The organism is Pseudomonas sp. LTJR-52 (genome assembly GCF_003691465.1).
In the GTDB taxonomy this organism is placed as follows: Bacteria; Pseudomonadota; Gammaproteobacteria; order Pseudomonadales; family Pseudomonadaceae; genus Chryseomonas; species Chryseomonas luteola.
Genome location: NZ_CP033105.1, coordinates 233,554 through 257,029, shown reverse-complemented (window position 1 = coordinate 257,029; position 23,476 = coordinate 233,554). Strand labels below are relative to the sequence as shown.

Genomic DNA, 23,476 nt, shown 5'->3' with positions numbered 1-23,476 from the left:
AGGGGTGAACGTTCCCTGCAAGGGGTAGGTCAAGGGGCGCGCTTTAGGTGTGTGAAGCGATGGAAAAGGCCAAAGGCCAGGGCGCTTGCGTTGGCGCCTTATGGGTATCGCTTCGCTCAATCCATCGCGCTTAACCTTTCTCATCGTTCCACAAGCAAATCTACCGCTTGAGCATAGCCCGCATCGCGGCCAGCGCATCATTGCCCCGTGCCGCCTTGACCTCTACCGGCGCATCCTCCTGACCCTCCCACTCCAGATCCTCCGGTGGCAGTTCATCCAGGAAGCGACTTGGCGTGCAGTCGATCACCTCGCCGTATTGCTTTCGCTTGGCGGCAAAGGTAAAGGCCAGCGTCTGGCGAGCGCGGGTAATGCCTACATAGGCCAGGCGGCGTTCTTCTTCCACGCTGTCCGTCTCGATGCTGGAGCGGTGCGGAAGAATTTCTTCCTCCATGCCCATGATGAACACGTAGGGAAACTCCAGGCCCTTGGAGGCGTGCAGCGTCATCATCTGCACACCATCGGCGCCTTCCTCTTCTTCCTGCTGGCGTTCAAGCATGTCCCGCAGGACGAGCTTGGCGATGGCCTCTTCAATGGTCATGTCGCCGTCTTCGTCCTTTTCGAGCGTGTTCTTCAGCGCGTCGATCAGGAACCAGACGTTGCCCATGCGGAATTCGGCCACCTTGTCGCTGGAGGCGTTCTGGCGAATCCAATTCTCGTAGTCGATGTCCATGACCATGCTGCGTAGCGCCATGATCGGGTCATTCTGGGCGCACTGCTGGCGCACGCCATCGATAAAGCGCTTGAAGCGGGCAAGGCGCTCGGTGTAGCGCGCGTCCAGGTGCTCGGACAGCCCCATCTCATCGGCTGCGGCATACATGGAGATCTGCCGCTGCGTGGCGTAGTTGCCAAGCTTTTCAAGCGTTGTCGAGCCGATCTCGCGGCGCGGTACGTTGATCACACGCAGGAAAGCGTTGTCATCGTCCGGGTTTACCAGCAGGCGGAAATAGGACATCAGGTCCTTTACCTCCTGTCGGGAAAAGAAGCTCGTGCCGCCCGACAGCCGATACGGAATCTGATGGTGCTGGAGCTTGAGTTCCATCAGTTTGGCCTGGTGGTTGCCCCGGTAGAGGATGGCAAAGTCCGAGTATGGGCGTTGCGTCTTCAGGTGCAGGGTAAGGATTTCCAGCGCGATGCGCTCGGCCTCGGCATCCTCGTTGCGGCAGCGGATCACGCGGATCGGGTCGCCATGACCCATCTCGCTCCACAGCTGCTTTTCGAACACGTGCGGGTTGTTAGCGATCAGGATATTTGCGCACTTGAGAATACGGCTGGTGGAGCGATAGTTCTGCTCCAGCATCACGACCTTGAGCGAAGGAAAGTCATCCTTGAGCTGCATGAGGTTTTCCGGCCGTGCCCCACGCCACGCATAAATGGACTGGTCATCGTCGCCCACTACGGTGAACTGCGCGCGATCCTGCACCAGAAGTTTGACCAGCAGGTACTGGCTCGCGTTGGTGTCCTGGTATTCGTCCACCAGCATGTAGCGAATACGGTTGCGCCATTTTTCCAGGACGTCGGGGTTGTCCTGGAAGAGCTTGACCGGCATCAGGATCAGATCGTCAAAATCCACCGCGTTGTACGCTTTGAGCGTGCGCTGGTAGTGCATGTACACCACGGCGGCGGTCTGCTCCTTGGGATTACGGGCCTTGGCCAGCGCCTCTTCAGGCAAAATCAGGTCATTCTTCCAGGTACCAATGTAATTTTTGATCTCATCGGCGCCGTCGTCTCCGGAATACTCCTTCTGCATGATGTCCGTGAGCAGCGCCTTGATGTCGCCCTCATCGAAGATGGAGAAGCCCGGCTTGTAACCCAGCTTGGCGTATTCCTTGCGGATAATGTTTAGGCCCAGGTTGTGGAAGGTCGATACGGTCAGACCCTTGCCTTCCCCGCCACGCAACAGGCTGCTGACCCGCTCCTTCATCTCCCGCGCGGCCTTGTTGGTAAAGGTCACGGCACAAATGTACTGGGCGCGGATACCGCACTGCTGGATCAGGTAGGCGATCTTGCGGGTGATCACGCTGGTCTTGCCGGAACCGGCACCGGCCAGCACCAGGAGCGGCCCGCTGATGTAATTTACGGCTTCCTGTTGACGAGGATTCAATCGGGACATGGAGACATCGAGGGCTGGTGGAACAGGCGGCGCATTCTACCAGCGGTGATGGCACGATAGGGCACCGGTTGGCTGACGGTAGTCATATAGCGCCGCAGCCTGGATCGGAGCACCTAACCCGTAGGCAAGGCGATATCCATCAAGGGGAGAGGCATCCGACATGGCCGTGCCAAGCGCCTCCTTCCAATCACGCCTGCACTCTATCAAGGTGCGGGTGCAATGAACCTCAGCCTTTTCGGATATCCCACCAGGTCTGGATTCAATACGGTGGCCAACTGAGTGCTGTTGTCGGTGAGTACCGTATGCACTTTATAAGGTAACGTCTTAAGCGTAGCTCCCAGAAAGCCAACCGCATCTTTAAGCAGTTTCATCCGATCAATCATGAGACAGAGAAGAAGAGGCACTACTCAAGGAGCAGTCCGGCTCGTTTACACTACATACCATGCCATGACTGAGCCCCATTACAGCTACCGAGGCCTGCCCATCTACCGTTCCGAATCATTAAGGTAAAAGATATGCACGAATTTAAAATACCAGCGATTAACGGAAACGAGTTTCGGTGCCGCTTCAGTTCTGGCGTTCCGGAGATTCCGGTGCACTATATGAGGGGTGGGACCTCTACAGGTGTGGTGATCTGGGAGCCGCTGGTGCCCGGTGATGAAGCGCTTCGGGCAGAGCTCCTGCGCCATATTATGGGGGTTCCGTCCTCCGGTCACATCTCCGGCAATCGTCAGCTAACAGGGCTTGGGCGAGGGCCAGCGACCAGTAACAAGGTATTCTTGGCAAGGATCGAAAAGTCCCCCACAGGTGACCGAATCATTAGCACCCTTGCGCAATTGGCCAGTGACCATGGTGAGATTGACTGGAGTGTGAATTGCGGAAATATGTCTTCAGCACTATCTCTCTGGGCGATCGATACCGGCATGATAGCTGCGCCGGCAGTTGGTGCGTTCGACATTGAGATTCAGAATACCAATACCGGTGTCTTAACCGTCAGCCGCATGTCACGTGAAGAGAACGGTAAGTTTTCGGTTGCCGAAATACCCGGTGTGCTCGGTGCATTTCCAAGTGTTGATCTGTTTTTGCAATCCCCGGTAGGCAATAAGACTGGCACGTTACTGCCAACAGGCGCGGTAGTCGATGTGATCGCGGGACATGAGGTGTCATGTGTCGATGTCGCCGTGCCTATGGTAATCGCCAACGCTGCCAGCTTTGGTAAAACAGGTCATGAGCCTATGGCAGAACTTGAAAGCGATACGGAGTTCATGGCTCAACTTCGACACGTCTGGGTTGAGGCAGGACTTAAGATGAAGCTTTGCCGACGAGATGGCAAACTCATGACTCGAGCAGAAATTGAGCGGAGCGAGACAATTCCCAAAGTCTGTATCGTTGGCTCTCCTCGCAATGGGGGGCATGTGGCGGTGCGTTACTTCACTCCGCAAACAGGTCATGCATCAATGGCCGTTTCAGGCGGATGCTGCCTGGCTGCAGCCTGTTTGTTGCCTGGCAGTACGGCAAGCAGGGTGGCGGTGGGGGTAAAGACGCTTAAAACAGAATATTGCGATATCCAGGTCAGCATCGAAAACCCGGCTGGCAAGTTGGATACAATTGTGACAGCTAGAAGTGCTGCCGATCATATTGAGATCAAGGCCGCTGCCTACCGACGCAGTACTCAAATCCTCATGCGGGGACACGTACCGCTGTACCAAGCCTCTAGCGAGCTGATTAGGGCCTTGAAAGAGCTCTCCTAGCATTTAGTCGAACCTAACAGACTGTCTAGACTGAACATGCCGTTAGGTTATAGGCGCTGTCACAGCGGGGTGCTTGCAGCCTTCCACAAATGCAAGCCACTTGTTGAGCATGTCGTTTATAGGATCAGAGCTTCATTTTGAAACCCGTATGGCTTGGTGTGAAACCTAGCGATTCGTAAAATCGATGAGCATCTGGCCGGGCACGGTCGCAGGTGAGCTGGATCATTCGGCAGCCTCGCTGACGAGCCTGATCGAATGCCCATTCGAATAGACGTCGGCCCAGTCCACTTCCTCGCATCTGCTCGTGTACGCGCACGGCCTCAATCTGAGCTCGCCATGAACCCAAGTGGGAGATATAGGGCAAAAAGGATAGTTGCAATGTACCTACTGCCAGCCCATCAACTACCGCGACAGCCAGAAATTGATTGGCGTCTGCGTTAATGGCCTCAAACGCTTGTACATAAGCAGCCTGTAGCGGAAGACTATTGTCTTCGCGTGTTGCGCCAAGCGTATCATTGGCCAATAGCGAAACGATGGAGGGAAGGTCATCAAGCGTAGCGCGTCGTATGGTAAGTGAGGTCATAGCATTCTCTTGCAAAGTAGTCAGAAGGAAAGACTTTTCAAGATGTGCTCTAAAGCCTCCTATCAGCTCTGAAACGAGTCAACAAATTATTGATTATGCTCTGTCTGAAAGTCTTGTTACCCAGCCTATAGCTTCTTTTAACATCTTATCTTCACGTAACGTTAATAAGTTAGAGAAGCGTCTCAAATTGCTCATGATGGCAATCTAAGTTTTTTAGATAGATCCCGGCTGGCGATAGGTGTCTTTATACCCCCGCATTCTATCCTGAGTCACATATATATTTATATGTTAAGCCTGTTGTTTCTAAAATAAGTTTTCCTATTTTAAATAATGCCTGTCGCTATATAAAACATTTAAAATAAATTTCTGATTTGGCGTGCGTGATGCCTTGGAGATGTTACTGAAGACGTTAAAAACGCAAGCCAATTAAGCCAAATAAGGCCCAAAGCTAATATATGGGGGTGCCTAGAGCTGCAATAGCAAATGTAAAGAAAAGCACCCCTGTTATTGTGTTTAAATACAACTGCCATTCTTTTATTTCGGAATTAATTATTTCTAGATCATTAGCTAAGTCAGGCTTTTTATCATGGCTTGCTATCTTTGCTATGTTTTACGGGTCTTCGCTAGTTTTAGCTAGGCTAGTTAACCTATCAAGGTGCGGGTGCAATGAACCTCAGTCTTTTCGGATATCCCACCAATTCTGGATTCAATACGGGACTGTCCAGAAACACCGCCATGCTTGTCCCCACTACCTGGGCGGATTTCACCAGCAGCTCTTGCCCATCTCCCAGGCGTACGGTTGCGCCGGGCTTGAAGCCCTTGCGGTTCATGGCGGTAACGGGAATGGAAAAACCGGCTGCCTTTCGATACACGCCTTTGAGCCAGTCCTCGTTCGTAAGGTTATTGATACGCGTGCTGAACTCTTCCTGCGGCACGACCTTGGGCGGGACGGGATCGCTGCCATTGAGCCCAACCGTCAGCCGACGCGGATAACCTACAGCGCTGCCATCCAGCAGCGGACCCTCTACCCACACGGCCATGTTCTTGTCGCCAACCTGCACCTGCTTGACCGACACAACCGCGCCTGTTGCCAGGAGCACCTTTGCTCCAGGCTTGAACGCATTCTGGTTGGTCTGCGTGGCCGGAATCGAAAAGCCTGCGGCCTTGCGATAGACCCCGTTCTGCCAGTCCTCATTAGTGAAGTCATTGATGGAGCTGGTAACGGAAGCGTTCACCTGACTGACGGCGGCTGGCACAGCGGTAGACGGCTCGGCAGCCAGCGCCGCATGGCTCCCCAAGGCTAAGGTCGTGAAGGCCAGCGCGTTCAGTAAGGGGCGGGAAAGGAGAGTAGGTAGTCTCATATTGTTTTAGGGTATGAGTGACGGAGCCCCTTTGAGTGCAAAAATGTGAAATAAATCGCTCTTGGCAAAAAAATAATGGCCGTTTGCCAACGATAGTTAAAACAGCGTGTCGTCCACCTTTTTAGGCACCGGCTCTTTTCAACGGGGCCGCTAATCGGTACACCGGATAAACCTGACCTCAGCCTGGAGCGCCCACCCATGTTCTCTGGTTTTCAAAAAGCGCAGTGCCATGTTAACGGTGTCGATATTGCCTACCGGATCGGAGGTAGTGGGCCTGGATTGCTCCTGCTGCATGGGCATCCGCAAACACATATTATCTGGCGCAAGGTAGCGCCTGTGCTGGCTGAGCGATTCACCGTTGTGGCGGCGGACCTGCGCGGTTATGGCGATAGCGGCAAGCCGCCTGCTGACCCGCAGCACCTGACGTATGCCAAGCGCACTCTGGCGCAAGACAATATCGAGCTCATGCAAACGTTGGGCTTCGACACATTTGATCTGCTCGCCCATGACCGCGGCGCCCGAGTGGCCCACCGTCTGGCGATGGATCACCCCGCCGCGGTACGGCGAATGATCCTGCTCGACATCGCCCCTACGCTGGCTATGTACAACCAGACCGACGAAGCCTTTGCTCGCGCCTATTGGCACTGGTTTTTCCTGATCCGCCCGGCGCCGCTGCCAGAAACCCTTATCGACGCCGACCCGGATCTCTACCTGCGCAGCGTTATGGGCACTCGCAGCGCAGGCCTTGCACCGTTCATGGATGGCGCGTTTGAAGAGTATCTGCGCTGCCTCAAATTGCCCGGCACGGCCAGAGGCATCTGCGAAGACTACCGGGCCAGCGCCACGATCGATCTTGAGCACGACCGCGCCGATCGCGCCGCCAATCGAATGCTGACCATGCCCACCCTTGCGCTCTGGGGGGCTAACGGCATCGTAGGTAAATGCTTTGATCCGCTGGCGGAGTGGCAGAAGGTGGCGATGGATGTGCAGGGCAAGGCGTTGCCCGGTGGGCATTACTTGCCGGAAGAAGTGCCGGAAGCCTTATTGGATGAGGTAACGGCGTTTTTGTAGGCATGAATAAAAAGAAGGGTGTCGGCTCACTCGTCAGGCTGACTGTTTAAATGTGCATACCCGCAACGCCTCGAATGATTCGGGGCGTTGTTGTTTCCGGCCTTTATCTCGCAATTCGTGGCAGGCGGGATGCCGACGTAAGGTCAGGAATTGCTGCAAAGGCGCTACGGTCTAGTCATGACAGCTTTTTGCGCTGTCCCTCGCTTGATGTTTTTCCCCTCGTATTCCAAGGACCGTTATGCACGAACAACAGCTCTTGTTCGCCTTTGCCGGTATCGGCGTTATTGCCCTGATGTGCCAGTGGCTGGCCTGGCGGCTGCGCTTGCCGGCGATTCTGTTTCTGTTGGTCTGCGGCATCCTGGCGGGTCCGGTCACGGGCTGGCTCGATCCGCAGGCGCTGCTGGGACCCCTCCTGTTTCCTGTCGTCTCGATGGCAGTGGCGCTGATCCTGTTCGAAGGCAGCCTTACGCTGCATCTGTCCGAATGGCGGGAGATCGGCAGTGTGGTGCACCGGCTGGTGACGGCCGGAGCGCTGGTGACGTGGGCCGTCATTACCATTGCCACCCACTATCTGCTCGACTTTCCTTGGGATCTGGCTCTGCTGTTTGGCAGCATGACGCTGGTAACCGGCCCGACGGTGATCGTGCCGATGCTGAGGGTGGTGCGCCCCCGGGCGTCGGTGGCCAATATCCTGCGTTGGGAAGGCATCGTCATCGACCCTATTGGCGCGCTGCTGGCGGTAGTGGTGTACAGCTTTGTGGTCGCCCATGATGCCGGTAGCGGGGTCAGCCAGAGCCTGACGACGTTTGCCGCGGTAATCGTGTGCGGCTGTGTGTTCGGCCTGGCTGGTGGCTGGCTGTTGGGGCAGGTACTGAGACGGCAGTGGTTGCCGGATTACCTGTACAACCTGGCGAGCCTGGCAGCAGTGTTGGGCGTCTTCATTGTGTCCAACCACTTTGTTCATGAGTCGGGTCTCCTGGCGGTTACGCTGATGGGCATGTGCTTGGCGAACATGAAGGATGTCGATGTACGGGAGATCCTGCATTTCAAGGAGAACCTGAGCGTTCTGCTCATTTCCGGGCTGTTTATTCTCTTGGCGGCGCGGCTGGACCTGAATGCCTTGCTGGCGCTAGGACCTGCGGTACTCGTCCTGCTGCTGGTAATCCTGTTCGTGGCGCGACCGCTGAACGTGCTGGTCTCGACCTGGGGGTCGACGCTGTCCTGGCGCGAGCGGGTGCTGCTGGGCTGGATTGCGCCGCGTGGCATCGTGGCGGCCGCCGTCTCGGCAATCTTTGCGATTCGCCTGACCAGCGAAGGGAATGATGATGCCGCTTTACTGGTGCCGCTCACCTTTGCAGTTATCATCGGTACGGTGGTGCTGCAAAGCGCAACGGCTCGCCCGCTGGCCCGTCTGCTCAAGGTGGCCGAACCCGCGCCGACCGGCTTTCTCATCATCGGTGCCAACCCAGTGGCTCGCGCCTTGGGCAAAGCCCTGCAACAGCTGGGTGTGCGCGTCATGTTGACCGACTCGAACTGGGACAACATCAGTAGCGCGCGCATGGATGAGCTGCCCACCTACTTTGGCAATCCGGCGTCGCAGCACGCCGAGGCGCATATGGATCTGGTAGGGATTGGTCGTCTGCTTGGCGTATCTCCCGCGGGCGAACTGAACACCCTCGCCAGCATGCGGTTTCGCCATGAGTTCGGTGCCAACGAGCTGTACACCGTGTACAGCGGCAAGGACAGCCAGCGAAGCGACAAGCACCGCGCGAGTGAAGAGCACCGTGGTCAGGCGCTTGGCAGTCCGGCCCTTACTTATCCACAGCTGGCCGGGCGACTGGCGCGGGGAGACGAGATCCGAACCACGCGGCTAACGGACGGTTTTGGCTGGGCTGACTATCAGGCGCTGCATGAAGGCAAGGCGCTGGTACTGTTCGCCCGCGACCCGCAGGACAAGATCCGTGTCGTCACACCGGACAGCAGCTGGCAGCCCCAGTCCGGCTGGACGGTGGTGGCGCTGATCGAGCCAACGGAGGATGACGCCGCCCGTGAGCCGGCAGCTAACGTCGCGCCTACGCTGCCGGGCTGATCAAGCCCGGCGTACCCCTTATGATGACATTCTTCTATGCCCGGCCGCTAAACAAGGCCGCGCCTCATCTTTCTGGAGTCCCTTCATGACCACAACCACTCGCCGCCCCGTTCCTCTTCCCAAGGCCTATCGGCTGCTTAACCATGGGCCGACGGTGCTGGTCAGCGCGGCACACGAAGGCAAGCGCAACATCATGGCAGCGGCCTGGGCGATGGCGATCGATTTCGAGCCGCCCAAAGTGGCGGTTGTCCTGGATAAGTCCACCTGGACGCGGGAGCTGCTGGAGCAGTCCGGCACCTTTGTGCTGAACGTGCCGGTGGTGACGCAGGCGGACATCGCCCAGACCGTAGGAACCACTTCGGGCCGCGAGCTGGATCGGGGTGAAAAGGACAAGTTTGCGCTGTATGGGCTGGAGACCTTCACCGGTGAGCAGGTCGAAGCACCGCTGCTGGAAGGCTGCGTGGCGTGGCTGGAGTGCCGCCTGCTGCCGGAGCCGCACAATGAACAGCAGTATGATTTGTTCCTGGGTGAAGTGATTGCTGCCCAGGCCGACGAGCGCGTCTTCAAGGAGGGGCACTGGTCATTCGAGGGGCACGATGAGCTGCGCACGCTGCACCATATTGCGGGGGGACACTTTCTGGTAATTGGCGATTCGGTGGTGGGAACGCCGCTGTCCCCCAAACAGGAATAGCCCCGCATTCACCGGCCCGGCAGCCTACCGGGTCAGCCTTGACGCCTGCACTTCGGCATCCGTTTTTGACTCCATCTACTGCATTACGGCAGAGTACGCGCCTTTTTGGGTAGGCTTGCACTCCGCTGGAGGATGGTAATGAATGCAGTAGTCGCGGCCGTAGGACTCATGTTGGTCCTCAGCCTGTGCCGCGTAAACGTGGTGATCGCCATGGTCGCCAGTGCGCTCGTCGGTGGGATGCTGGGCGGGTTGGGAATGGATGGCACGCTCAAGGCCTTCAATACGGGGCTGGGTTCAGGTGCCACCGTGGCGTTGTCCTACGCCATGTTGGGGGCCTTTGCGGTCGCCATCAGCAAATCCGGGCTGGCGCATGCGCTGGCGAGCAAGGTGCTCGTCATGGTCGGTCGCAGCGAGAACAAGGGCGGCGGCATGGTGAAATGGATCCTGATGGCCCTGATCCTGGCGGTTTCCATCTCGTCGCAAAACATCCTGCCGATTCATATTGCGTTTATTCCGTTGCTGATTCCGCCGCTCCTGTATGTGTTGACACGTCTGCAGATCGACCGTCGGCTGATTGCCTGCGTGATGACGTTTGGTCTGGTAACGCCCTACATGTTCCTGCCGGTGGGATTTGGCACCATCTTCCTGAACGATATCCTGCTGGCCAATGTGGCAAAGGCGGGCGTGGATATCAGTGGTATCAGCATCACGCACGCGATGGCCCTTCCGGCGCTGGGGATGGTGTGCGGGCTGGCAATCGCCTCTTTCAGCTATCGCCGCAAGCGTGTCTATGATCTGGCGCGGCTGGAGCAGGCCGAGCATGTCGAGGCGAGCTACAACCCCAAGAGTTTGCTGATGGCGGGTGTGGCGGTTGCGGTTGCCTTTAGCGTACAGCTGTGGCTGGACTCCATGATTATCGGCGCACTGGCCGGTTTTCTGGTGTTCTCGGCCTCCGGCGTTGTGCGGTGGAAGGAGTCGGATGACCTCTTTACCGAAGGCATGAAGATGATGGCGGCTATCGGCTTTATCATGATTACCGCCCAGGGCTTTGCCGAGGTAATGACCGCAACAGGACAGGTGAAGAGCCTGGTGGATGCGTCTGCGGACTGGATTGGCCATAGCAAGGCGGTAGGGGCATTCCTGATGCTGCTGGTAGGCCTTCTGGTCACCATGGGGATTGGTTCGTCGTTCTCGACGGTCCCGATTATTGCCGCGATCTTTGTGCCGCTCAGCGTGCAGCTGGGCTTTAGCCCGCTGGCTATCGTGACCCTGATCGGAACCGCAGGTGCGCTGGGTGACGCGGGTTCGCCGGCGTCTGACTCCACCCTTGGCCCAACCGCCGGCCTCAACGTGGACGGTCAGCACAACCACATCTGGGATACCGTGGTGCCCACCTTTCTGCATTACAACCTGCCGCTGCTGGTGTTCGGCTGGGTTGCCGCGATGGTGTTGTAAGCCTCGCTGCATACAAAAAAGCCGCCCATTCGAGGCGGCTTTTTTGTGGGTTAAGAATGTGGGGCATAGCGTTTGTTGATGGGTTGAACAACGCGATACCCATCACTCCCACATCCCTGCCCCTTACTCAACGCGGTGTCCCAAACACCTGCGTCCAGTAGATAACCTCGCTGCTCTTGGGATTGACGGCATAAGCCGTACCCATCTGGGTGTAGTCCGGGTTCATGATGTTGCTGCAATGGCCAGGGCTGGCCAGCCAGCCGGAGACGACCTGCTTGGGTGAGCCGGGACCACCGGCAATGTTCTCGCCGATCCGTCGCCATTGATAACCCTGTTGCTGGGCGCGCTTGTCCACCTGACTGCCATCCTTGCCGGCATGGCTGAAGTAATCGAGCGAGGCCATCTCGCGGCTGTGAGCGAGGGCGGCGTTGGCCAGCTTGGCGTCCCAGGTGAGCGGCTTGGCACTCTTGAAGGATTGACTCCCGCAGCGGCGCGGCTTGGCGCGCGCCTCGTTGACCAGCCTGAGGACTTCCTTACCGGCAGACTGCCAGTCGCCGATATTGCCCGACAACACCGGCTGGGCCAGGACGATTTGCCAGCGATTACCCGAACGCGAGACGCCAACCTCTGCGTAATGTGAGTCCAAGAGCGCCTTGCAATAACTCTGGGTCAACACCTGCATGGCAGCTTCCGCACCGGCCGGTGCCGAAATAGCCATGGCTTGCACCTGGGCTGCCTGATAACCCGCCCCGCGCAAGACCTCACGCAGCTGCATGCCCTGTGAAAGACGCACCTGGGCCAGTTTTTCGTTGGCGGCCAGTGGGCCGGCAGGAGCCGTATGCTGCCCGTTACAGCGTTGTGGCGCAGCACGGTACTGGTTGATCAGGCTGATGAGCTGACTGCTGTCGCTGGCCTGCGCAAAAGGCATCATGGACAGGTTTGCCAGCAGCGCGGCCCCCATCACGGTGGATAAACGAAGCGTGGAGCAGGACGAAGTAGGCATGATAGTCATTGGCTGAACGGCAACCGATAGAAACAGTGGCTGCTCCAGGCTGGAACAGTCATCACCGCGCAGGCATGACGATACGTCAATTTGCCTGTATGGGATCTGAAAAAAGCGATTTTCGTTTAGCCAATCACTGGAGTGTCATGGATTGACTCATGCCTTCCTGTAAACGGTAGGGTGCCAGAAGTCCTTCAGGATCAAGTGAAGCGGTCCGGCCCAGCCCTGTTTACGCAAGTGGTGAGCGATCAGCACGTTCATGATCCCATGGCCCATCAACAGAACCGAGCCATGTTCCTGGGCGAGGGCGATCAGCTTGTCGGCGGCCTGCTTGGCCCGTCGGTTGGATGCAAAGATGGACTCAGTGTGAGTGGATAAGCCCAGAAACCAGGCTGATCGCAGCGTCAAACGCCACATTTTTACGGGGAGTTTGGGCCAAGGGAGATCGAACCCAGGCAGGTGCGCCTCAGCAAAGGTTTTATCGCACGTATAAGGACGCTCACCGGCCAGATGATTGAGCGATTGCATGCAGCGTGACAAGGAACTGCAAACCAACACACCGGCACTGCTCGCCAGCTCGACGAGATCGGCTGGAAGCTTACGGCAGAGTACATCGGCCTTCTGGTAGCCTTCGACCCACTCCATCATCTCTCGGGGTGACAGCCATTTCGTGCCGGAGTGATCGGGTTTGCCATGGCGTACAAGGGTGATTTGCATGAAGTCTCCGCTCCCGCGGGTGAGTCCGTTCAAAGGCAGGCGATACCTGTGAAGCGATATGACGGCTGCGCTCGCGTTTTATTCCGTAGGGGATAAAAAATAGCTGCCCTGAGTGTCGTCGAGTCATGAAATTGAGCATCAGCACCGGAATGCTCAGAAGTTTTCTGACCGGTCAGGATGGATTGCGTTTGAGTATGTCTTGGGTTACGCATTCGAACTGATGTCGCTCTTGAATGGACATGCAAGTTCGATCGATTCCAGGAAAGTTTTTGAAATATTCCGCTGCTTCAAACGAGTCCGGCCTAACGCCTAACTACATGTTTATTTGCATGTAAAAGTATATATTAAGGGACGCCAAAACGAAACGGTTACCGCTCCGCTATAAAGCAGACTAGATGCCGCCTTGATGAGTATTGCCTCATTTTGGTGCCAGTCACCTGAAACCTAAAAACACTTATAAATCAGCCGCTTCGCTTGTTGTAGGCGGTAGCTGAACAGCTCCTGTACCGCTCGTCTGCACCTGATCGAGACGGTTAAAAAGCAGGAACTCCCTTCAATAACAACCCTCAGAAATTACGAACGCTGACGGAAAACGGTTAGCGAAAACACAAGGCATGACGTCCCAATCCATTAGGAGAAAGACAATGGCAAACAGTAACTCAGGCAACTTTGCAAACGATCGTGAAAAAGCATCTGAAGCTGGAAAGAAAGGTGGTCAGAACAGCGGCGGTAACTTCGCCAATGACCGCGAAAAAGCTTCCGAAGCGGGCCGCAAAGGTGGTCAGAACAGCCACGGCGGTGGTCGTAGCTAATTCCTGAGCCGAACAGGTTTTTACAGTCCGTCCCAATCCGAAAGTAAAGAGGAGCAAGACCATGACTCAGAATTCCAATCCGGGCAACTTTGCCAACGATCGCGAAAAAGCGTCTGAAGCCGGTAAAAAAGGCGGCCAAAACAGTGGCGGTAATTTTGCCAATGATCGTGAAAAGGCTTCCGAAGCAGGCAAGAAAGGTGGTCAGAACAGCCATGGCGGTGGCCGTAGCTGATTGATCACTAAGAGGATGGAGCATGTGACTCCATCCACTCTGAACTGAGATGTTTATCAGTCCAGTCTCAATCCGAAAGAGGAGCAAGACCATGACTCAGAATAGCAATCCAGGCAACTTTGCAAACGATCGTGAAAAAGCGTCCGAAGCCGGCAAGAAAGGCGGACAGAACAGCGGCGGTAATTTCGCCAATGATCGCGAGAAAGCATCCGAAGCAGGTAAGAAAGGCGGTCAGAATAGCCACGGCGGCGGCCGTAGCTAAGTGACCCCAGACAGGCGAAGTCTTGTGCTTCGCTCACCTAGCTGAACTGACACGTTGTATTTCAGTCCAGTCCGAATCCGTATATGAGGAGAAAGACAATGGCAAATAACAACCCAGGCAATTTCGCAAACGATCGTGAGAAAGCATCTGAAGCAGGTCGTAAAGGCGGTCACAACAGCGGCGGTAACTTTGCCAATGACCGTGAAAAGGCTTCCGAAGCGGGCCGCAAAGGCGGTCAGAACAGCCACGGCGGTGGCCGTAGCTAAGTAGTATCAGGGGCAGTGGTGTCAAGCCATTGCCCCATTTCTTCATCCGTCCTGTTCTTGGCCGGATTCAGTTTCTACTTTATACAGCCAGTTATGAGCATCCGTACGGCAGCTCTGTATGGCGTACCGTCTGCCTCCTGTTTTCGCTTACACCACTCCGTTTTCAAGGCGCTGTTACCAAGCAGTTTTGAACAGAATTTAAGCCGCTTCGAGTTATCCACATACCTTTTATTTAATGCACATGGTCTTCGCCATCAGCGTGCTTGTGTATAACTCTGGGCTGGTGAGTGGATGGAGTAATCTTTTCCACAGGCTGATTTTCCTGGGCTTCACGCTCATCCTGTGGATAGCTCAGCGTTCCGTGTGCATGATGGTCTAGTTGTCCACCGCTGTGAGAATGCCCTTCGCTGGAAGCTACTAATACATGATACTGCTGGGCATCCAAGGTTGGCAGTTTTTGCAGGAACGCGACAAGTCCCCAGATATAGTCGTCGCTCATGCTTTTGCCCCAAGCCGGCATACCGGTGGCCTTGACGCCATGCTTGATAATCCAGAACGCCTCTGCCGGATCGGTGATTCCCTGCTGGCTGAGGTTGGGAGGAGGCGGATAAAGGCCTTTGCTCAGCTCCGTCTCATTGATTCCGGGTGCAAGATGGCAGGCGGCACACATCGCATCGTAATTACCCGCGCCGCTGCGAATCAGTGCCTTGCTTTCCAGGTTGGGGACCGTAATCCGTTCGGATCGCACTTCAATGGAGCGATCACGCAACATGACGATCAAGCGGTGTACCGGCTCTACGTGAGGCGTATCCGCTCCTATGTTGATCACACCTGAATAGACTGCCACTGCAATGAGCGCCAGAACGGCAAGCGTCAGCAGCAGGGCAGCCTTCAGGAAGGTCATGGGTTAGAACCACATACGAACACCGGCTACCAGCCGAGCATCGTGAGTATCTTCGCCTTCTTCTTGGGCATAGGATGCCGTCTGACCATGGGTGTTGTTCCATGACACGCCAACATAGGGCGCAAACTGCGGAGTGATTTCGTAGCGCAAGCGCAGACCAAACTCGGTTTCGGAAATCCCGGACCCCGTGCCACGAGCCTCATCGTTCTTGCCGTAGAAGTTGAGCTCGGTATGCGGCTGCAAGATGAGATTGTTGGTCAGCATCATGTCGTACTCGGCCTCTATGCGCAGACCGGTCTGGCTGCCTTCGCCAAGGAAGGCCGTTATTTCCAGATCCAGATCCTTGATGGCTTCGCCCTGGATACCAAACGCTGCCCATGTTTGAGGCGAACCGGGTTTGAAATCCTGCCGGACACCGGCCACCGTTTCCCACCAGGGCGTGATGGCATGTCCCCAGAGTGCCTGAATTTCGGCCTCTTCGGTATGACCGTTGGTACGCTGGCCTTCGGAGCGGAAGTTAAATCGGTTTATATCGCCACCAATCCAACCTTCGGCCTGCCAGTTAAGCGTGCTGCCCTCCTTGGCGTCCTGCCACTCCAGTTGATCGAAGAGCAAATAGCTGTGGATGGCGCTGTCGTGTACGGCATGGCCAGCGAGAGGAGGGAAGGCCGCCTCGCGCATGGCCGCGGTGACAGGCGGGATGGGTGTACGGCTCTGGGATGTGGCCGTGCTGTCTGGAGTAGGGCTGCCGTGCGCCATGCCGTCATGATTCATCGAGTGGGGGTCCATGGAGCCGTGCGACATCCGGCTATGGTCCATCTGCCCATGATCCATGCCACCATGCGCGTGTTGCGCCTGGGTCGGATTTCCCGTGGCGTCAGCCTGGGAGGCCGGATCTGCCGCATGGGCAACAGAGATGCTGCCCAGTACCAGCGCAAACGTACAGGCCGGCAGGCGGGTCGATAATGTGCTCACAGGCCTCTCCTTAAACATCGACAATAACTTCGCGGAACATGCCGGTTTCCATGTGGAAAAGCATGTGACAATGGTAGGCCCAGCGGCCTAGTGCATCGGCTGTTACGCGGTAACTGCGCTTCGAGCCGGGCGGCATGTCGATGGTGTGTTTGCGGACCATAAAGCGGCCGTGTTCGTCTTCCAGGTCACTCCACATGCCGTGCAGGTGGATGGGGTGCATCATCATGGTGTCGTTGACCAGCACGATACGAACCCGCTCGCCGTAAGTAAGCCTAATGGGCTCGGCATCCGAGAATTTCATCCCGTCGAATGACCAGGCAAAGCGCTCCATATGCCCCGTCAGGTGCAGCTCCAGGGTGCGGGTTGGCTCACGGCCATCCGGGTCGGGAAAGGTACTTTTGAGATCGGCATAGGTGAGAACACGGCGGCCGTTGTCCCGCAGGCCCATTCCGGGGTCGTCCAGTTTGGGGGCAGGCATCATGGTCTGCATGTCTACCAGTGGATTGCCGTCTTCGCTAGCCGGGTGCGTCTGCATGGCTCCGGTGTCATGCCCGCCGTGTGGTGTGCCATGGTTCATGGCGCTGTGATCCATGCCGTGACTGCCGTGATCCATCCCTGCGTGGCCCTGGGACGACGGTGCGCTGTGGTCGCCGTGACCCATGTCCGCCATGCTTACCAGCGGGCGCGGGTCCATGTCCGGTACCGGTGCGTTAAGGCCTTCGCGAAGGGCCAGCGTGCCGCGGGCATAACCGGTGCGGTCCAGGGACTGGGCGAAAATCGTGTAGGCCTGCTGGTCGGACGGCTCGACGATGACGTCATAGGTCTCCGCCACCGCGATACGGAATTCGTCTACGCTGACCGGCTCGATGGGTTGGCCATCTGCCGCCACGACTGTCATCTTCAGACCGGGAATGCGCACATCGAAATAGGACATGGCCGACCCATTGATGAAGCGCAGCCGAATCTTTTCCCCAGGCTTGAAAAGGCCGGTCCAGTTGCCGTCAGGCGCTGCCCCGTTCATGAGATAGGTGTAGGTAGCGCCTGTCACATCAGCCAGATCGGTAGGCGTCATCCGCATCTCGGCCCACATTGCGCGGTCCTTTACCGTGGCGGACCAGCCTTTCTCGCTCACATCGTTGACGAAGTCGACCACGGTGCGCTGGTTGTTGTTGTAGTAATCGGCCTGCTTCTTGAGCGTCGAGAGGATGTGCTCGGGCTTTTCATCGCTCCAGTCCGTCAGCATCACTACATAATCACGGTCATAGGCAAAGGCCTCCGGTTCACGCGGCTCGATGATCAGCGGGCCATAGCCCCCCCGCTGCTCCTGAAAGCCCGAGTGGCTGTGATACCAGTACGTGCCGTGCTGCTGGACCTTGAAGCGGTACTCGTACAGACCGTCAGGTGCGATGCCGCTAAAGCTCAGCCCAGGTACGCCATCCATCGTGGCCGGCAGGATGATGCCGTGCCAGTGGATTGAGGTGGCCTCATCGAGTTGGTTGCGAACGCGCAGCGTAACGGTATCCCCTTCGCGCCAGCGCAGAAGCGGGCCGGGCAGGCTGCCATTGATGGTCAGGGCGGTGCGCTTGGCGCCGGTGATGGTGACGGGCGTTTCGCCAATGACCAGATCGAATTCGGTGCCGGACAGCACGGTGGGTTGTCCTGGGCTGGTCAATGCCCAAACGGGGGTTCGCCAGAGGCCTAGGCCGCTCAGCAGACTGCCTGCTGCCAAGCCTTTTACGAACGTACGCCTCGATGTAGTGGATGCCATGCAGTTGTTATCCCGTCGGTGGGCCGTTAGGGCCTTGTTCTTTTCACATAATCCGTTTCGGCTGAGGCGTATAAACCGCTTCGCCGCTGCCTGTGGACGTTGCATAGACTGCCGATATGGCTGAGCGCTCCGTAACATCCGGAAATATTTAGCCGCCCTCTAGCCGATGCCGTATCGATAGCCTGAGGGGATGACAGTAGCGGAGCCAGGAGATGGTGGAAACAGGCAGAGCGCATGGCTGAGCTGACGGTATATGTCGGGTTGTTTCTGGTTGCTCTGGCGGCTGCTACCTTGTTGCCAGCCCAGTCCGAGGCAGCGCTGGCCGCGTTGTTATTACAGGGCAGTTATTCCGTGCCCTTGTTACTCTTGGCGGCGATTCTCGGTAATACGCTGGGCTCGGTGATGAACTGGTTTCTGGGGCGCTCAATCGAACACTTTCGGAGCCGTCGCTGGTTCCCTGTTTCGCCCCGTCAACTCGAACGCGCGCAACGAGGGTATCACCGCTACGGACGTTGGTCGCTGCTACTGAGCTGGGTACCGGTCATTGGCGATCCGCTGACGCTGGTAGCAGGCGTTATGCGCGAACCGCTGCCCGTTTTTATCCTGCTTGTCGGCTTCGCCAAGACGGCGCGTTATCTGGCCGTCTCGGCCCTAGTCCTTGGCTGGTACTGAGCGGACCGCGTGTCACCGCGGCTGCCATCACTGACAATCCTCGAAAAGCGCGCTTAACTCTGGGTAGCCCATTGTTTTTCCGCAGGCGATTCGACGTTCTCATGGTAGAGCAGACCCCGCATATGCCGCTCGAAGGCCCAGGTGAGCGCAACCGCTGCGCAGGCCAGACCCAGAGCCATTCCCCACCAGACGCCACGGGCATCAAAGCTTAATACCAGCCCTAAGAGCCAGGCTGAGACAATTCCCACACAGCAGTAGCAAGCCAGGCCGATCAGCATGGCTTGGCGAGCCTGCCGGATACCCCGCAGCGCGCCCGAGGCGATGCCCTGGATACCATCGAAGAACTCAAACCAGGCGGCGATCGCCAGCAGGCTTACGGCCAATGCCATAACGGTGCGGCCGGCAGGGTCGTCCCGATCAATGAACAGACCGACCAGGGTCTCCGGCATGAGCCAGAATGCAATGGCGACGGCCAGCATGCAGGTGGCGCCAATGGTAATGCCGATACGGCCAGCCAGACGTGATTCCGCAAACCGGCCCGCGCCAAAGTGCAGCCCGACCCGCAGGCTGGAGGCATAAGCCAACCCCACCGGGATCATGAAGGCAACGTACACTAGCTGATTGGCGATCTGGTGCGCGGCGAGCTGAGTGCTTCCCAGCGCGCCCATGCACAGGGCAGCGGCGGCAAACAGGGCGGTCTCGACGGCATAGGTGCCGCCGATGGGCAGGCCCAGGCGCAGGGTTTCGCTGATAGCGCCCCGGTTGAGGCTGAGCAGTTTCCGCGCGATCGGGTAGGCTGCATAGGCACTGCGTGCCCGGATGGTCAGCGCCATGGCCAGCGCCATGACTGTCATGACCAGCGCCGTGATCAGGCCGATACCCTTCAAACCAAGAAACGGCAGACCCATCCAGCCTTCGATAAAGGCCAGATTGAGCACCAGATTGGCCAGTGCGCCGCCAATAGCAATCGACATCACCGGCCCAGGGCGGCCGATACCGCTGGTAAAGCCGCGCAGGGACATGAACACCAGATAGCCGGGCAGGGCAAAGCTTACGGCGTGGATAAAGCCCATGGCTTCGCCTGTTGTCGCCGGAGCCTGCCCCAGGGCCAGCAGCGCAGGCTCCAGACTCCAGAGAATAAGTCCGGCGATCAATGCAAGGCCCAGGGCGATCCAGACGCCCGCGCAGGCGACATCCGTTACACCCTCGGTATCGTCTTGACCGTGCCGGATGGCCGCCAGATTACCGACCGCGGCGATGATCCCCACGCAAACCACCGTCACGAAGGAATAAGTGGCGGCCCCTAGTCCTCCACTGGCCAGCGCCTCGGGGCCGAGGCGGCCCATCATGACCGTGTCGGTAAAGACCATGGCCACGTAGGCCAGCTGGGCGGTAATCAGTGGAACGGCCAGACGAGCCAACGCGGACAGTTCGGTACGTAGCAGGGTCATGAATGAGTCAAACTCACAAAGGCAGAGAAGACGTCTGCCAGACAGGCAGAAAGGCAGGGTTATTGTGGGTACACTTGGGCTGTCCCACAAACCGAAAATAAACCTGTCTGCCATGAGTTTTAATCATGTCTGAGTCGACTCGTCTTCCTCCGCTTTATGCCTTGCGAGCCTTTGAGTCGGCGGCCCGGCATTCGTCTTTCACGCGTGCCGCGCAGGAGCTTTCACTGACCCAGAGCGCCGTAAGCCGACATATCCGCACCCTGGAGGCCCATTTTGGGTGTCGACTGTTCGAGCGCTCGGGACGTCAGCTGATCCTTACGGAACCAGCCAAGCTGTTGCTGCCAGGCATCAGCGAAGGTTTCGAGGCATTGGGCCGGGCGTGCTCCGTGCTGTCGGTGGACGAAGGTACGCTCCGGCTCAAGGCGCCTTCCACATTGTCCCTGCGCTGGTTGCTGGCTCGGCTGTCCCGCTTTCGGCAGGCGAATGAGGGGATCGAAGTGCAGCTGACCAGTGCCTGGATGGACAGTGATCATGTCGACTTCATCCACGAACCCTTCGATTGTGCGGTGCTGCTGAGCCACGGTCGTTTCCCTGAAGAGTGGGAAAGCACCTTGTTGTTTCAGGAATGGCTGATTCCGGTTTGCTCACCCGAAGCCGCAGCGGAGGGACCCTGGGATATACAGCGGTTGCGGGAGACCGAGCTGCTGCATCCCACGCCCGATCGTCGCGATTGGCGTCGCTGGCTTCAAGCTATGGCGCTGTCGGACGACATACCGATCAGAGGCGGACAGGTATTCGATACGTTGGAGCTTGGAATGGCGGCCGCTGCCCGTGGGTATGGGGTATCCATTGGAGATCTGGTAATGGTCTCGGAGGATCTTCAACTGGGGCGGACGGCGCTCCCCTGGCCTACAGCGGTGGCGAGTGGTGAGGCGTATTACCTGGTATGGCCCAAGGCTCGACGCAACCCGAAGCGTTTCTCCCTGCTGAGGGATTTTCTTCTGGCTGAGGTTAACGCCATGACCTTACCTGATGTGACCTACCACTCATAAGGAACATCCCGACGCCCATCGTGCTGATGGATCAAGTTGTCTTACATCCCGCCGATAATCAAACGACCGACTTAGAAGATTCGCCCCGAAGAGGGCCTTGCGTGTACAGCATCTCAGGTCGTCAAAAGCCAACCTAACGCGAATGCCAGTCGGGGAATGCTGGTGTTCTTGAGGAGAATACCCCCATGTCGGGACGTCGTTTCGGTATCGCCGGGCAGCTTGCGCTTGCTCTGACGGTCATATTGGTTGTGGTTATCACAGGAAGTGGATTGTTTGCGTTGCGCTCCCTGAGTGTTTCCACTGAGGAAAGTCACCATCATCACCTCTCTGGTGAGGCCCAGCTTTTAGCCAACCAGCTCAATACGTTTCACGATACGCTGAAAATCAGTACAGAACGTCTAGCCGGTGTGTTTGAGCGACGTTTCGGTGCAGGCCTTGCGCGTGATCCCAGCGAGCGAGTATCCGTGGGTGGAACGTCGACACCTGTACTAATGCTCCAAGGCCAGCCGCTGAACAATGATTTCACCTCGGTTGACGAATTCACTGCACTGACTAGCGGTGCGGCAACTGTCTTTGTGCGTGATGGCAACGAGTTCATCCGTGTAACGACGTCTGTCAAGAAAGAAGACGGCACGCGTGCCATTGGTACACAACTTGACCATAAGCATCCCGCTTACGACAAGCTGCTTAATGGACAGCCTTACGTGGGGCGCGCCGTATTGTTCGGTCGTAACTTCATGAACCAGTACACGCCCGTACGTGATGCTTCCGGTCAGGTCATCGCGGTGCTGTATGTCGGTTTTGATTACACTGATGCGCAGAAAAAGCAGTTCGCCAGCCTGTCAGCCTTTCGAATTGGTCGAGAAGGTTCTCTGGCCATTCTGGACGAGCAGAACAAATGGTTGATTACCCCGGCAGGCACTACCAAGCCTGACGCTGCGCTTGCGGCATTGAGCATGGATAAGGGTGGTGACTTCATCGAATGGGAAGATGACAAGCAGGCGTTCCAGAGTGTTCTTGTTTCGGTCCCGGGCGATACCTGGAAAGTAGTAGCGACTGTTCCTGTCGCTGAAGAACAGGAATTGCTCTGGAACGTAGGCCTTAAATTGGCGTTTGGTAGTGTACTGGCACTGGTTCTCGCTATTCTGGCTTCTGTACTGATGCTACGCCACAAGCTGAAACCGCTGGGGCACCTCGTCAAGCAGGCCCAGGCTCTGGGCGAAGGCCAGCTGAGCGTTCGTCTGAAGGTCGAAAGCCACGATGAAATCGGCCAGCTCTCCCATAGCTTCAACCAGATGGCCGAAGCCCTGTCGAACACAGTAGATCGCGTACGTCATTCATCTCACGATGTGACCACTCGCTCCGATCAGCTGAGCACCCTGTCCGGTGCTACGCAGCGCCGGTCGGCTGAACAGTCTTCCCAGATCGACAGCATGGCGAGCGCGGTGGAAGAGTTCAGCGCCACCGCGCAGAACATTGCCGACAGCATGCGCAAGACCGAGCAGCTGACCAACGAAAACGCCGCCGAAACCCGTAACGGTACGGCCTCCATGCGTGCTGCCTCAAAAGCGCTGGAGCAGATCGCCCAGTCGCTGGGCACGACAGCTACGGTGGTCAATAACCTGGGCGAGCGTTCCCAGCAGATTGGTGGGATCATCAGCGTGATCAGTGGCATCGCCGAGCAGACCAACCTGTTGGCGCTCAACGCCGCCATCGAGGCTGCGCGAGCGGGTGAGCAGGGCCGTGGCTTTGCCGTGGTGGCTGACGAGGTTCGCAGCCTGGCCGGCCGCACCAGTCAGGCAACGCGTGAAATCTCCGAGATGATCGGTTCAGTGCAGGAAGAAACCAACCGCGCCATGAGCTCTATCGATGAAGGCAACCGCCTGATGCAGCAAGGTTTGTCGCTTAACGGTGACGTTGCCCAGGCCCTGCAGCGTATTGAAGCGCAGATCGATCAGGCTGTGGAGCAGTTCACCAGCATTGCCCAGGCCACCCAGGAGCAGAGCAGCACGGCGACTGCCCTGAGCCGCAACATCCAGACCATTGCCGTCGATAACGCCTCCCAGCGTGAAGCGGCGGAAGAGCTGGCCAGCACGGCCTATGAGCTCAAGCGTCTGGCAGAAGAGCTGAGCCATGAGGTAAATCGCTTCAGCTGATCGATGCGGTAGCAGGCACAAAAAAGCCGGTGCAG

Annotated in this window: 21 protein-coding genes and 2 pseudogenes; 13 read left to right on the top strand and 10 right to left on the bottom strand. The window is 57.4% G+C overall.

The window, feature by feature from the left end; translation table 11 throughout:
* Positions 1-160: 160 nt before the first annotated feature.
* Together rep and EAW52_RS25820 are read right to left on the bottom strand one after the other, a co-directional pair.
* On the bottom strand, positions 161-2,170 hold the full coding sequence (rep, locus tag EAW52_RS01235; RefSeq protein WP_122041124.1) for a DNA helicase Rep: 2,010 nt from the start codon (positions 2,168-2,170) through the stop codon (positions 161-163).
* A 203-nt stretch (positions 2,171-2,373) separates the two neighbouring features.
* Complete coding sequence (locus EAW52_RS25820) at positions 2,374-2,541, bottom strand: hypothetical protein (protein ID WP_162997563.1); 168 nt, start codon at positions 2,539-2,541, stop codon at positions 2,374-2,376.
* Positions 2,542-2,685: 144 nt separating this feature from the next.
* Here EAW52_RS25820 and EAW52_RS01230 point away from each other — a divergent pair, with 144 nt between their 5' ends.
* The gene (locus EAW52_RS01230; protein WP_122041123.1) at positions 2,686-3,921 is read left to right on the top strand and encodes a PrpF domain-containing protein; all 1,236 of its coding nucleotides are present in this window, start codon (positions 2,686-2,688) and stop codon (positions 3,919-3,921) included.
* Positions 3,922-4,045: 124 nt separating this feature from the next.
* On the opposite strand, the gene EAW52_RS01225 is transcribed toward EAW52_RS01230, so the two are convergent.
* Both EAW52_RS01225 and EAW52_RS01220 read right to left on the bottom strand, forming a co-directional pair.
* Positions 4,046-4,504 (bottom strand): GNAT family N-acetyltransferase, encoded by a 459-nt coding sequence (locus EAW52_RS01225; RefSeq protein ID WP_122041122.1) that lies wholly within the window; start codon positions 4,502-4,504, stop codon positions 4,046-4,048.
* A gap of 650 nt (positions 4,505-5,154) precedes the next feature.
* Entirely contained in the window at positions 5,155-5,865 is a 711-nt protein-coding gene (locus EAW52_RS01220) for a hypothetical protein (protein WP_122041121.1), read from the bottom strand.
* A gap of 198 nt (positions 5,866-6,063) precedes the next feature.
* Here EAW52_RS01220 and EAW52_RS01215 point away from each other — a divergent pair, with 198 nt between their 5' ends.
* From EAW52_RS01215 to EAW52_RS01200, 4 genes are all read left to right on the top strand, one after another.
* Positions 6,064-6,936: an alpha/beta fold hydrolase gene (locus EAW52_RS01215; RefSeq protein WP_122041120.1), complete on the top strand. Its 873-nt coding sequence runs from the start codon at positions 6,064-6,066 to the stop codon at positions 6,934-6,936.
* A gap of 238 nt (positions 6,937-7,174) precedes the next feature.
* Positions 7,175-9,025: a sodium:proton antiporter gene (locus tag EAW52_RS01210; protein WP_122041119.1), complete on the top strand. Its 1,851-nt coding sequence runs from the start codon at positions 7,175-7,177 to the stop codon at positions 9,023-9,025.
* An 85-nt stretch (positions 9,026-9,110) separates the two neighbouring features.
* Positions 9,111-9,716, top strand: coding sequence for a flavin reductase family protein (locus tag EAW52_RS01205; protein ID WP_122041118.1), 606 nt, complete (start codon positions 9,111-9,113; stop codon positions 9,714-9,716).
* Between the two features lie 138 nt (positions 9,717-9,854).
* A complete protein-coding gene (locus tag EAW52_RS01200) occupies positions 9,855-11,171 on the top strand; it encodes a Na+/H+ antiporter family protein (protein ID WP_122041117.1) in 1,317 nt (438 codons plus the stop codon).
* 127 nt (positions 11,172-11,298) lie between these two features.
* Here EAW52_RS01200 and EAW52_RS01195 read toward each other — a convergent pair whose 3' ends face one another.
* Positions 11,299-12,174, bottom strand: a complete 876-nt coding sequence (locus EAW52_RS01195) for a CAP domain-containing protein (RefSeq protein ID WP_256680703.1) — start codon at positions 12,172-12,174, stop codon at positions 11,299-11,301.
* A gap of 156 nt (positions 12,175-12,330) precedes the next feature.
* Entirely contained in the window at positions 12,331-12,891 is a 561-nt protein-coding gene (locus tag EAW52_RS01190; protein ID WP_122041116.1) for a histidine phosphatase family protein, read from the bottom strand.
* Positions 12,892-13,535: 644 nt separating this feature from the next.
* Here EAW52_RS01190 and EAW52_RS01185 point away from each other — a divergent pair.
* The 4 genes and pseudogenes from EAW52_RS01185 to EAW52_RS01170 form a co-directional block, all read left to right on the top strand.
* Positions 13,536-13,703 carry a general stress protein gene (locus EAW52_RS01185; protein WP_073450083.1) on the top strand — a complete coding sequence of 56 codons (168 nt, stop codon included), beginning with the start codon at positions 13,536-13,538 and terminating at the stop codon, positions 13,701-13,703.
* Positions 13,704-13,764: 61 nt separating this feature from the next.
* Positions 13,765-13,935, top strand: coding sequence for a general stress protein (locus EAW52_RS01180; RefSeq protein WP_010796500.1), 171 nt, complete (start codon positions 13,765-13,767; stop codon positions 13,933-13,935).
* A gap of 91 nt (positions 13,936-14,026) precedes the next feature.
* Complete coding sequence (locus EAW52_RS01175; protein ID WP_010796500.1) at positions 14,027-14,197, top strand: general stress protein; 171 nt, start codon at positions 14,027-14,029, stop codon at positions 14,195-14,197.
* A gap of 116 nt (positions 14,198-14,313) precedes the next feature.
* Positions 14,314-14,463, top strand: a pseudogene (locus EAW52_RS01170) (general stress protein); the annotation flags it as partial.
* Between the two features lie 232 nt (positions 14,464-14,695).
* Here EAW52_RS01170 and EAW52_RS01165 read toward each other — a convergent pair.
* From EAW52_RS01165 to EAW52_RS01155, 3 genes are read right to left on the bottom strand one after another with little or no spacing between them, the layout of a single operon-like run.
* Complete coding sequence (locus EAW52_RS01165) at positions 14,696-15,367, bottom strand: cytochrome c (RefSeq protein WP_074821236.1); 672 nt, start codon at positions 15,365-15,367, stop codon at positions 14,696-14,698.
* Between the two features lie 3 nt (positions 15,368-15,370).
* Positions 15,371-16,360: a copper resistance protein B gene (locus EAW52_RS01160; protein ID WP_122041115.1), complete on the bottom strand. Its 990-nt coding sequence runs from the start codon at positions 16,358-16,360 to the stop codon at positions 15,371-15,373.
* Positions 16,353-18,110 carry a copper resistance system multicopper oxidase gene (locus EAW52_RS01155; protein ID WP_122041114.1) on the bottom strand — a complete coding sequence of 586 codons (1,758 nt, stop codon included), beginning with the start codon at positions 18,108-18,110 and terminating at the stop codon, positions 16,353-16,355. Before EAW52_RS01155 ends, EAW52_RS01160 begins: the two co-directional genes overlap by 8 nt.
* A gap of 234 nt (positions 18,111-18,344) precedes the next feature.
* On the opposite strand from EAW52_RS01155, the gene EAW52_RS01150 reads away from it, so the two are divergent.
* A complete protein-coding gene (locus EAW52_RS01150; RefSeq protein ID WP_122041113.1) occupies positions 18,345-18,782 on the top strand; it encodes a YqaA family protein in 438 nt (145 codons plus the stop codon).
* A 53-nt stretch (positions 18,783-18,835) separates the two neighbouring features.
* Here EAW52_RS01150 and EAW52_RS01145 read toward each other — a convergent pair whose 3' ends face one another.
* Complete coding sequence (locus EAW52_RS01145) at positions 18,836-20,233, bottom strand: NorM family multidrug efflux MATE transporter (RefSeq protein ID WP_122041112.1); 1,398 nt, start codon at positions 20,231-20,233, stop codon at positions 18,836-18,838.
* A 125-nt stretch (positions 20,234-20,358) separates the two neighbouring features.
* Between EAW52_RS01145 and EAW52_RS01140 the strand changes: the two genes are divergently transcribed.
* The 3 genes and pseudogenes from EAW52_RS01140 (at position 20,359) to EAW52_RS26695 (ending at position 23,441) form a co-directional block, all read left to right on the top strand.
* Positions 20,359-21,285: a LysR substrate-binding domain-containing protein gene (locus EAW52_RS01140; protein WP_122041111.1), complete on the top strand. Its 927-nt coding sequence runs from the start codon at positions 20,359-20,361 to the stop codon at positions 21,283-21,285.
* Positions 21,286-21,470: 185 nt separating this feature from the next.
* Positions 21,471-22,586 (top strand): annotated as a pseudogene (locus tag EAW52_RS26700) (Cache 3/Cache 2 fusion domain-containing protein); the annotation flags it as partial.
* A complete protein-coding gene (locus tag EAW52_RS26695; protein ID WP_372238896.1) occupies positions 22,581-23,441 on the top strand; it encodes a methyl-accepting chemotaxis protein in 861 nt (286 codons plus the stop codon). The pseudogene EAW52_RS26700 and the gene EAW52_RS26695, both read left to right, overlap by 6 nt.
* The last annotated feature ends 35 nt before the right edge of the window (positions 23,442-23,476 follow it).

Excerpts from the sequence above, each read along its gene's own strand:
- rep (WP_122041124.1), bottom strand. The coding sequence starts at position 2,170 with ATGTCCCGATTGAATCCTCGTCAACAGGAAGCCGTAAATTACATCAGC.
- EAW52_RS25820 (WP_162997563.1), bottom strand. The coding sequence starts at position 2,541 with ATGAAACTGCTTAAAGATGCGGTTGGCTTTCTGGGAGCTACGCTTAAG.
- EAW52_RS01230 (WP_122041123.1), top strand. The coding sequence starts at position 2,686 with ATGCACGAATTTAAAATACCAGCGATTAACGGAAACGAGTTTCGGTGC.
- EAW52_RS01225 (WP_122041122.1), bottom strand. The coding sequence starts at position 4,504 with ATGACCTCACTTACCATACGACGCGCTACGCTTGATGACCTTCCCTCC.
- EAW52_RS01220 (WP_122041121.1), bottom strand. The coding sequence starts at position 5,865 with ATGAGACTACCTACTCTCCTTTCCCGCCCCTTACTGAACGCGCTGGCC.
- EAW52_RS01215 (WP_122041120.1), top strand. The coding sequence starts at position 6,064 with ATGTTCTCTGGTTTTCAAAAAGCGCAGTGCCATGTTAACGGTGTCGAT.
- EAW52_RS01210 (WP_122041119.1), top strand. The coding sequence starts at position 7,175 with ATGCACGAACAACAGCTCTTGTTCGCCTTTGCCGGTATCGGCGTTATT.
- EAW52_RS01205 (WP_122041118.1), top strand. The coding sequence starts at position 9,111 with ATGACCACAACCACTCGCCGCCCCGTTCCTCTTCCCAAGGCCTATCGG.
- EAW52_RS01200 (WP_122041117.1), top strand. The coding sequence starts at position 9,855 with ATGAATGCAGTAGTCGCGGCCGTAGGACTCATGTTGGTCCTCAGCCTG.
- EAW52_RS01195 (WP_256680703.1), bottom strand. The coding sequence starts at position 12,174 with ATGCCTACTTCGTCCTGCTCCACGCTTCGTTTATCCACCGTGATGGGG.
- EAW52_RS01190 (WP_122041116.1), bottom strand. The coding sequence starts at position 12,891 with ATGCAAATCACCCTTGTACGCCATGGCAAACCCGATCACTCCGGCACG.
- EAW52_RS01185 (WP_073450083.1), top strand. The coding sequence starts at position 13,536 with ATGGCAAACAGTAACTCAGGCAACTTTGCAAACGATCGTGAAAAAGCA.
- EAW52_RS01180 (WP_010796500.1), top strand. The coding sequence starts at position 13,765 with ATGACTCAGAATTCCAATCCGGGCAACTTTGCCAACGATCGCGAAAAA.
- EAW52_RS01175 (WP_010796500.1), top strand. The coding sequence starts at position 14,027 with ATGACTCAGAATAGCAATCCAGGCAACTTTGCAAACGATCGTGAAAAA.
- EAW52_RS01165 (WP_074821236.1), bottom strand. The coding sequence starts at position 15,367 with ATGACCTTCCTGAAGGCTGCCCTGCTGCTGACGCTTGCCGTTCTGGCG.
- EAW52_RS01160 (WP_122041115.1), bottom strand. The coding sequence starts at position 16,360 with ATGTTTAAGGAGAGGCCTGTGAGCACATTATCGACCCGCCTGCCGGCC.
- EAW52_RS01155 (WP_122041114.1), bottom strand. The coding sequence starts at position 18,110 with ATGGCATCCACTACATCGAGGCGTACGTTCGTAAAAGGCTTGGCAGCA.
- EAW52_RS01150 (WP_122041113.1), top strand. The coding sequence starts at position 18,345 with ATGGCTGAGCTGACGGTATATGTCGGGTTGTTTCTGGTTGCTCTGGCG.
- EAW52_RS01145 (WP_122041112.1), bottom strand. The coding sequence starts at position 20,233 with ATGACCCTGCTACGTACCGAACTGTCCGCGTTGGCTCGTCTGGCCGTT.
- EAW52_RS01140 (WP_122041111.1), top strand. The coding sequence starts at position 20,359 with ATGTCTGAGTCGACTCGTCTTCCTCCGCTTTATGCCTTGCGAGCCTTT.
- EAW52_RS26695 (WP_372238896.1), top strand. The coding sequence starts at position 22,581 with ATGGCCGAAGCCCTGTCGAACACAGTAGATCGCGTACGTCATTCATCT.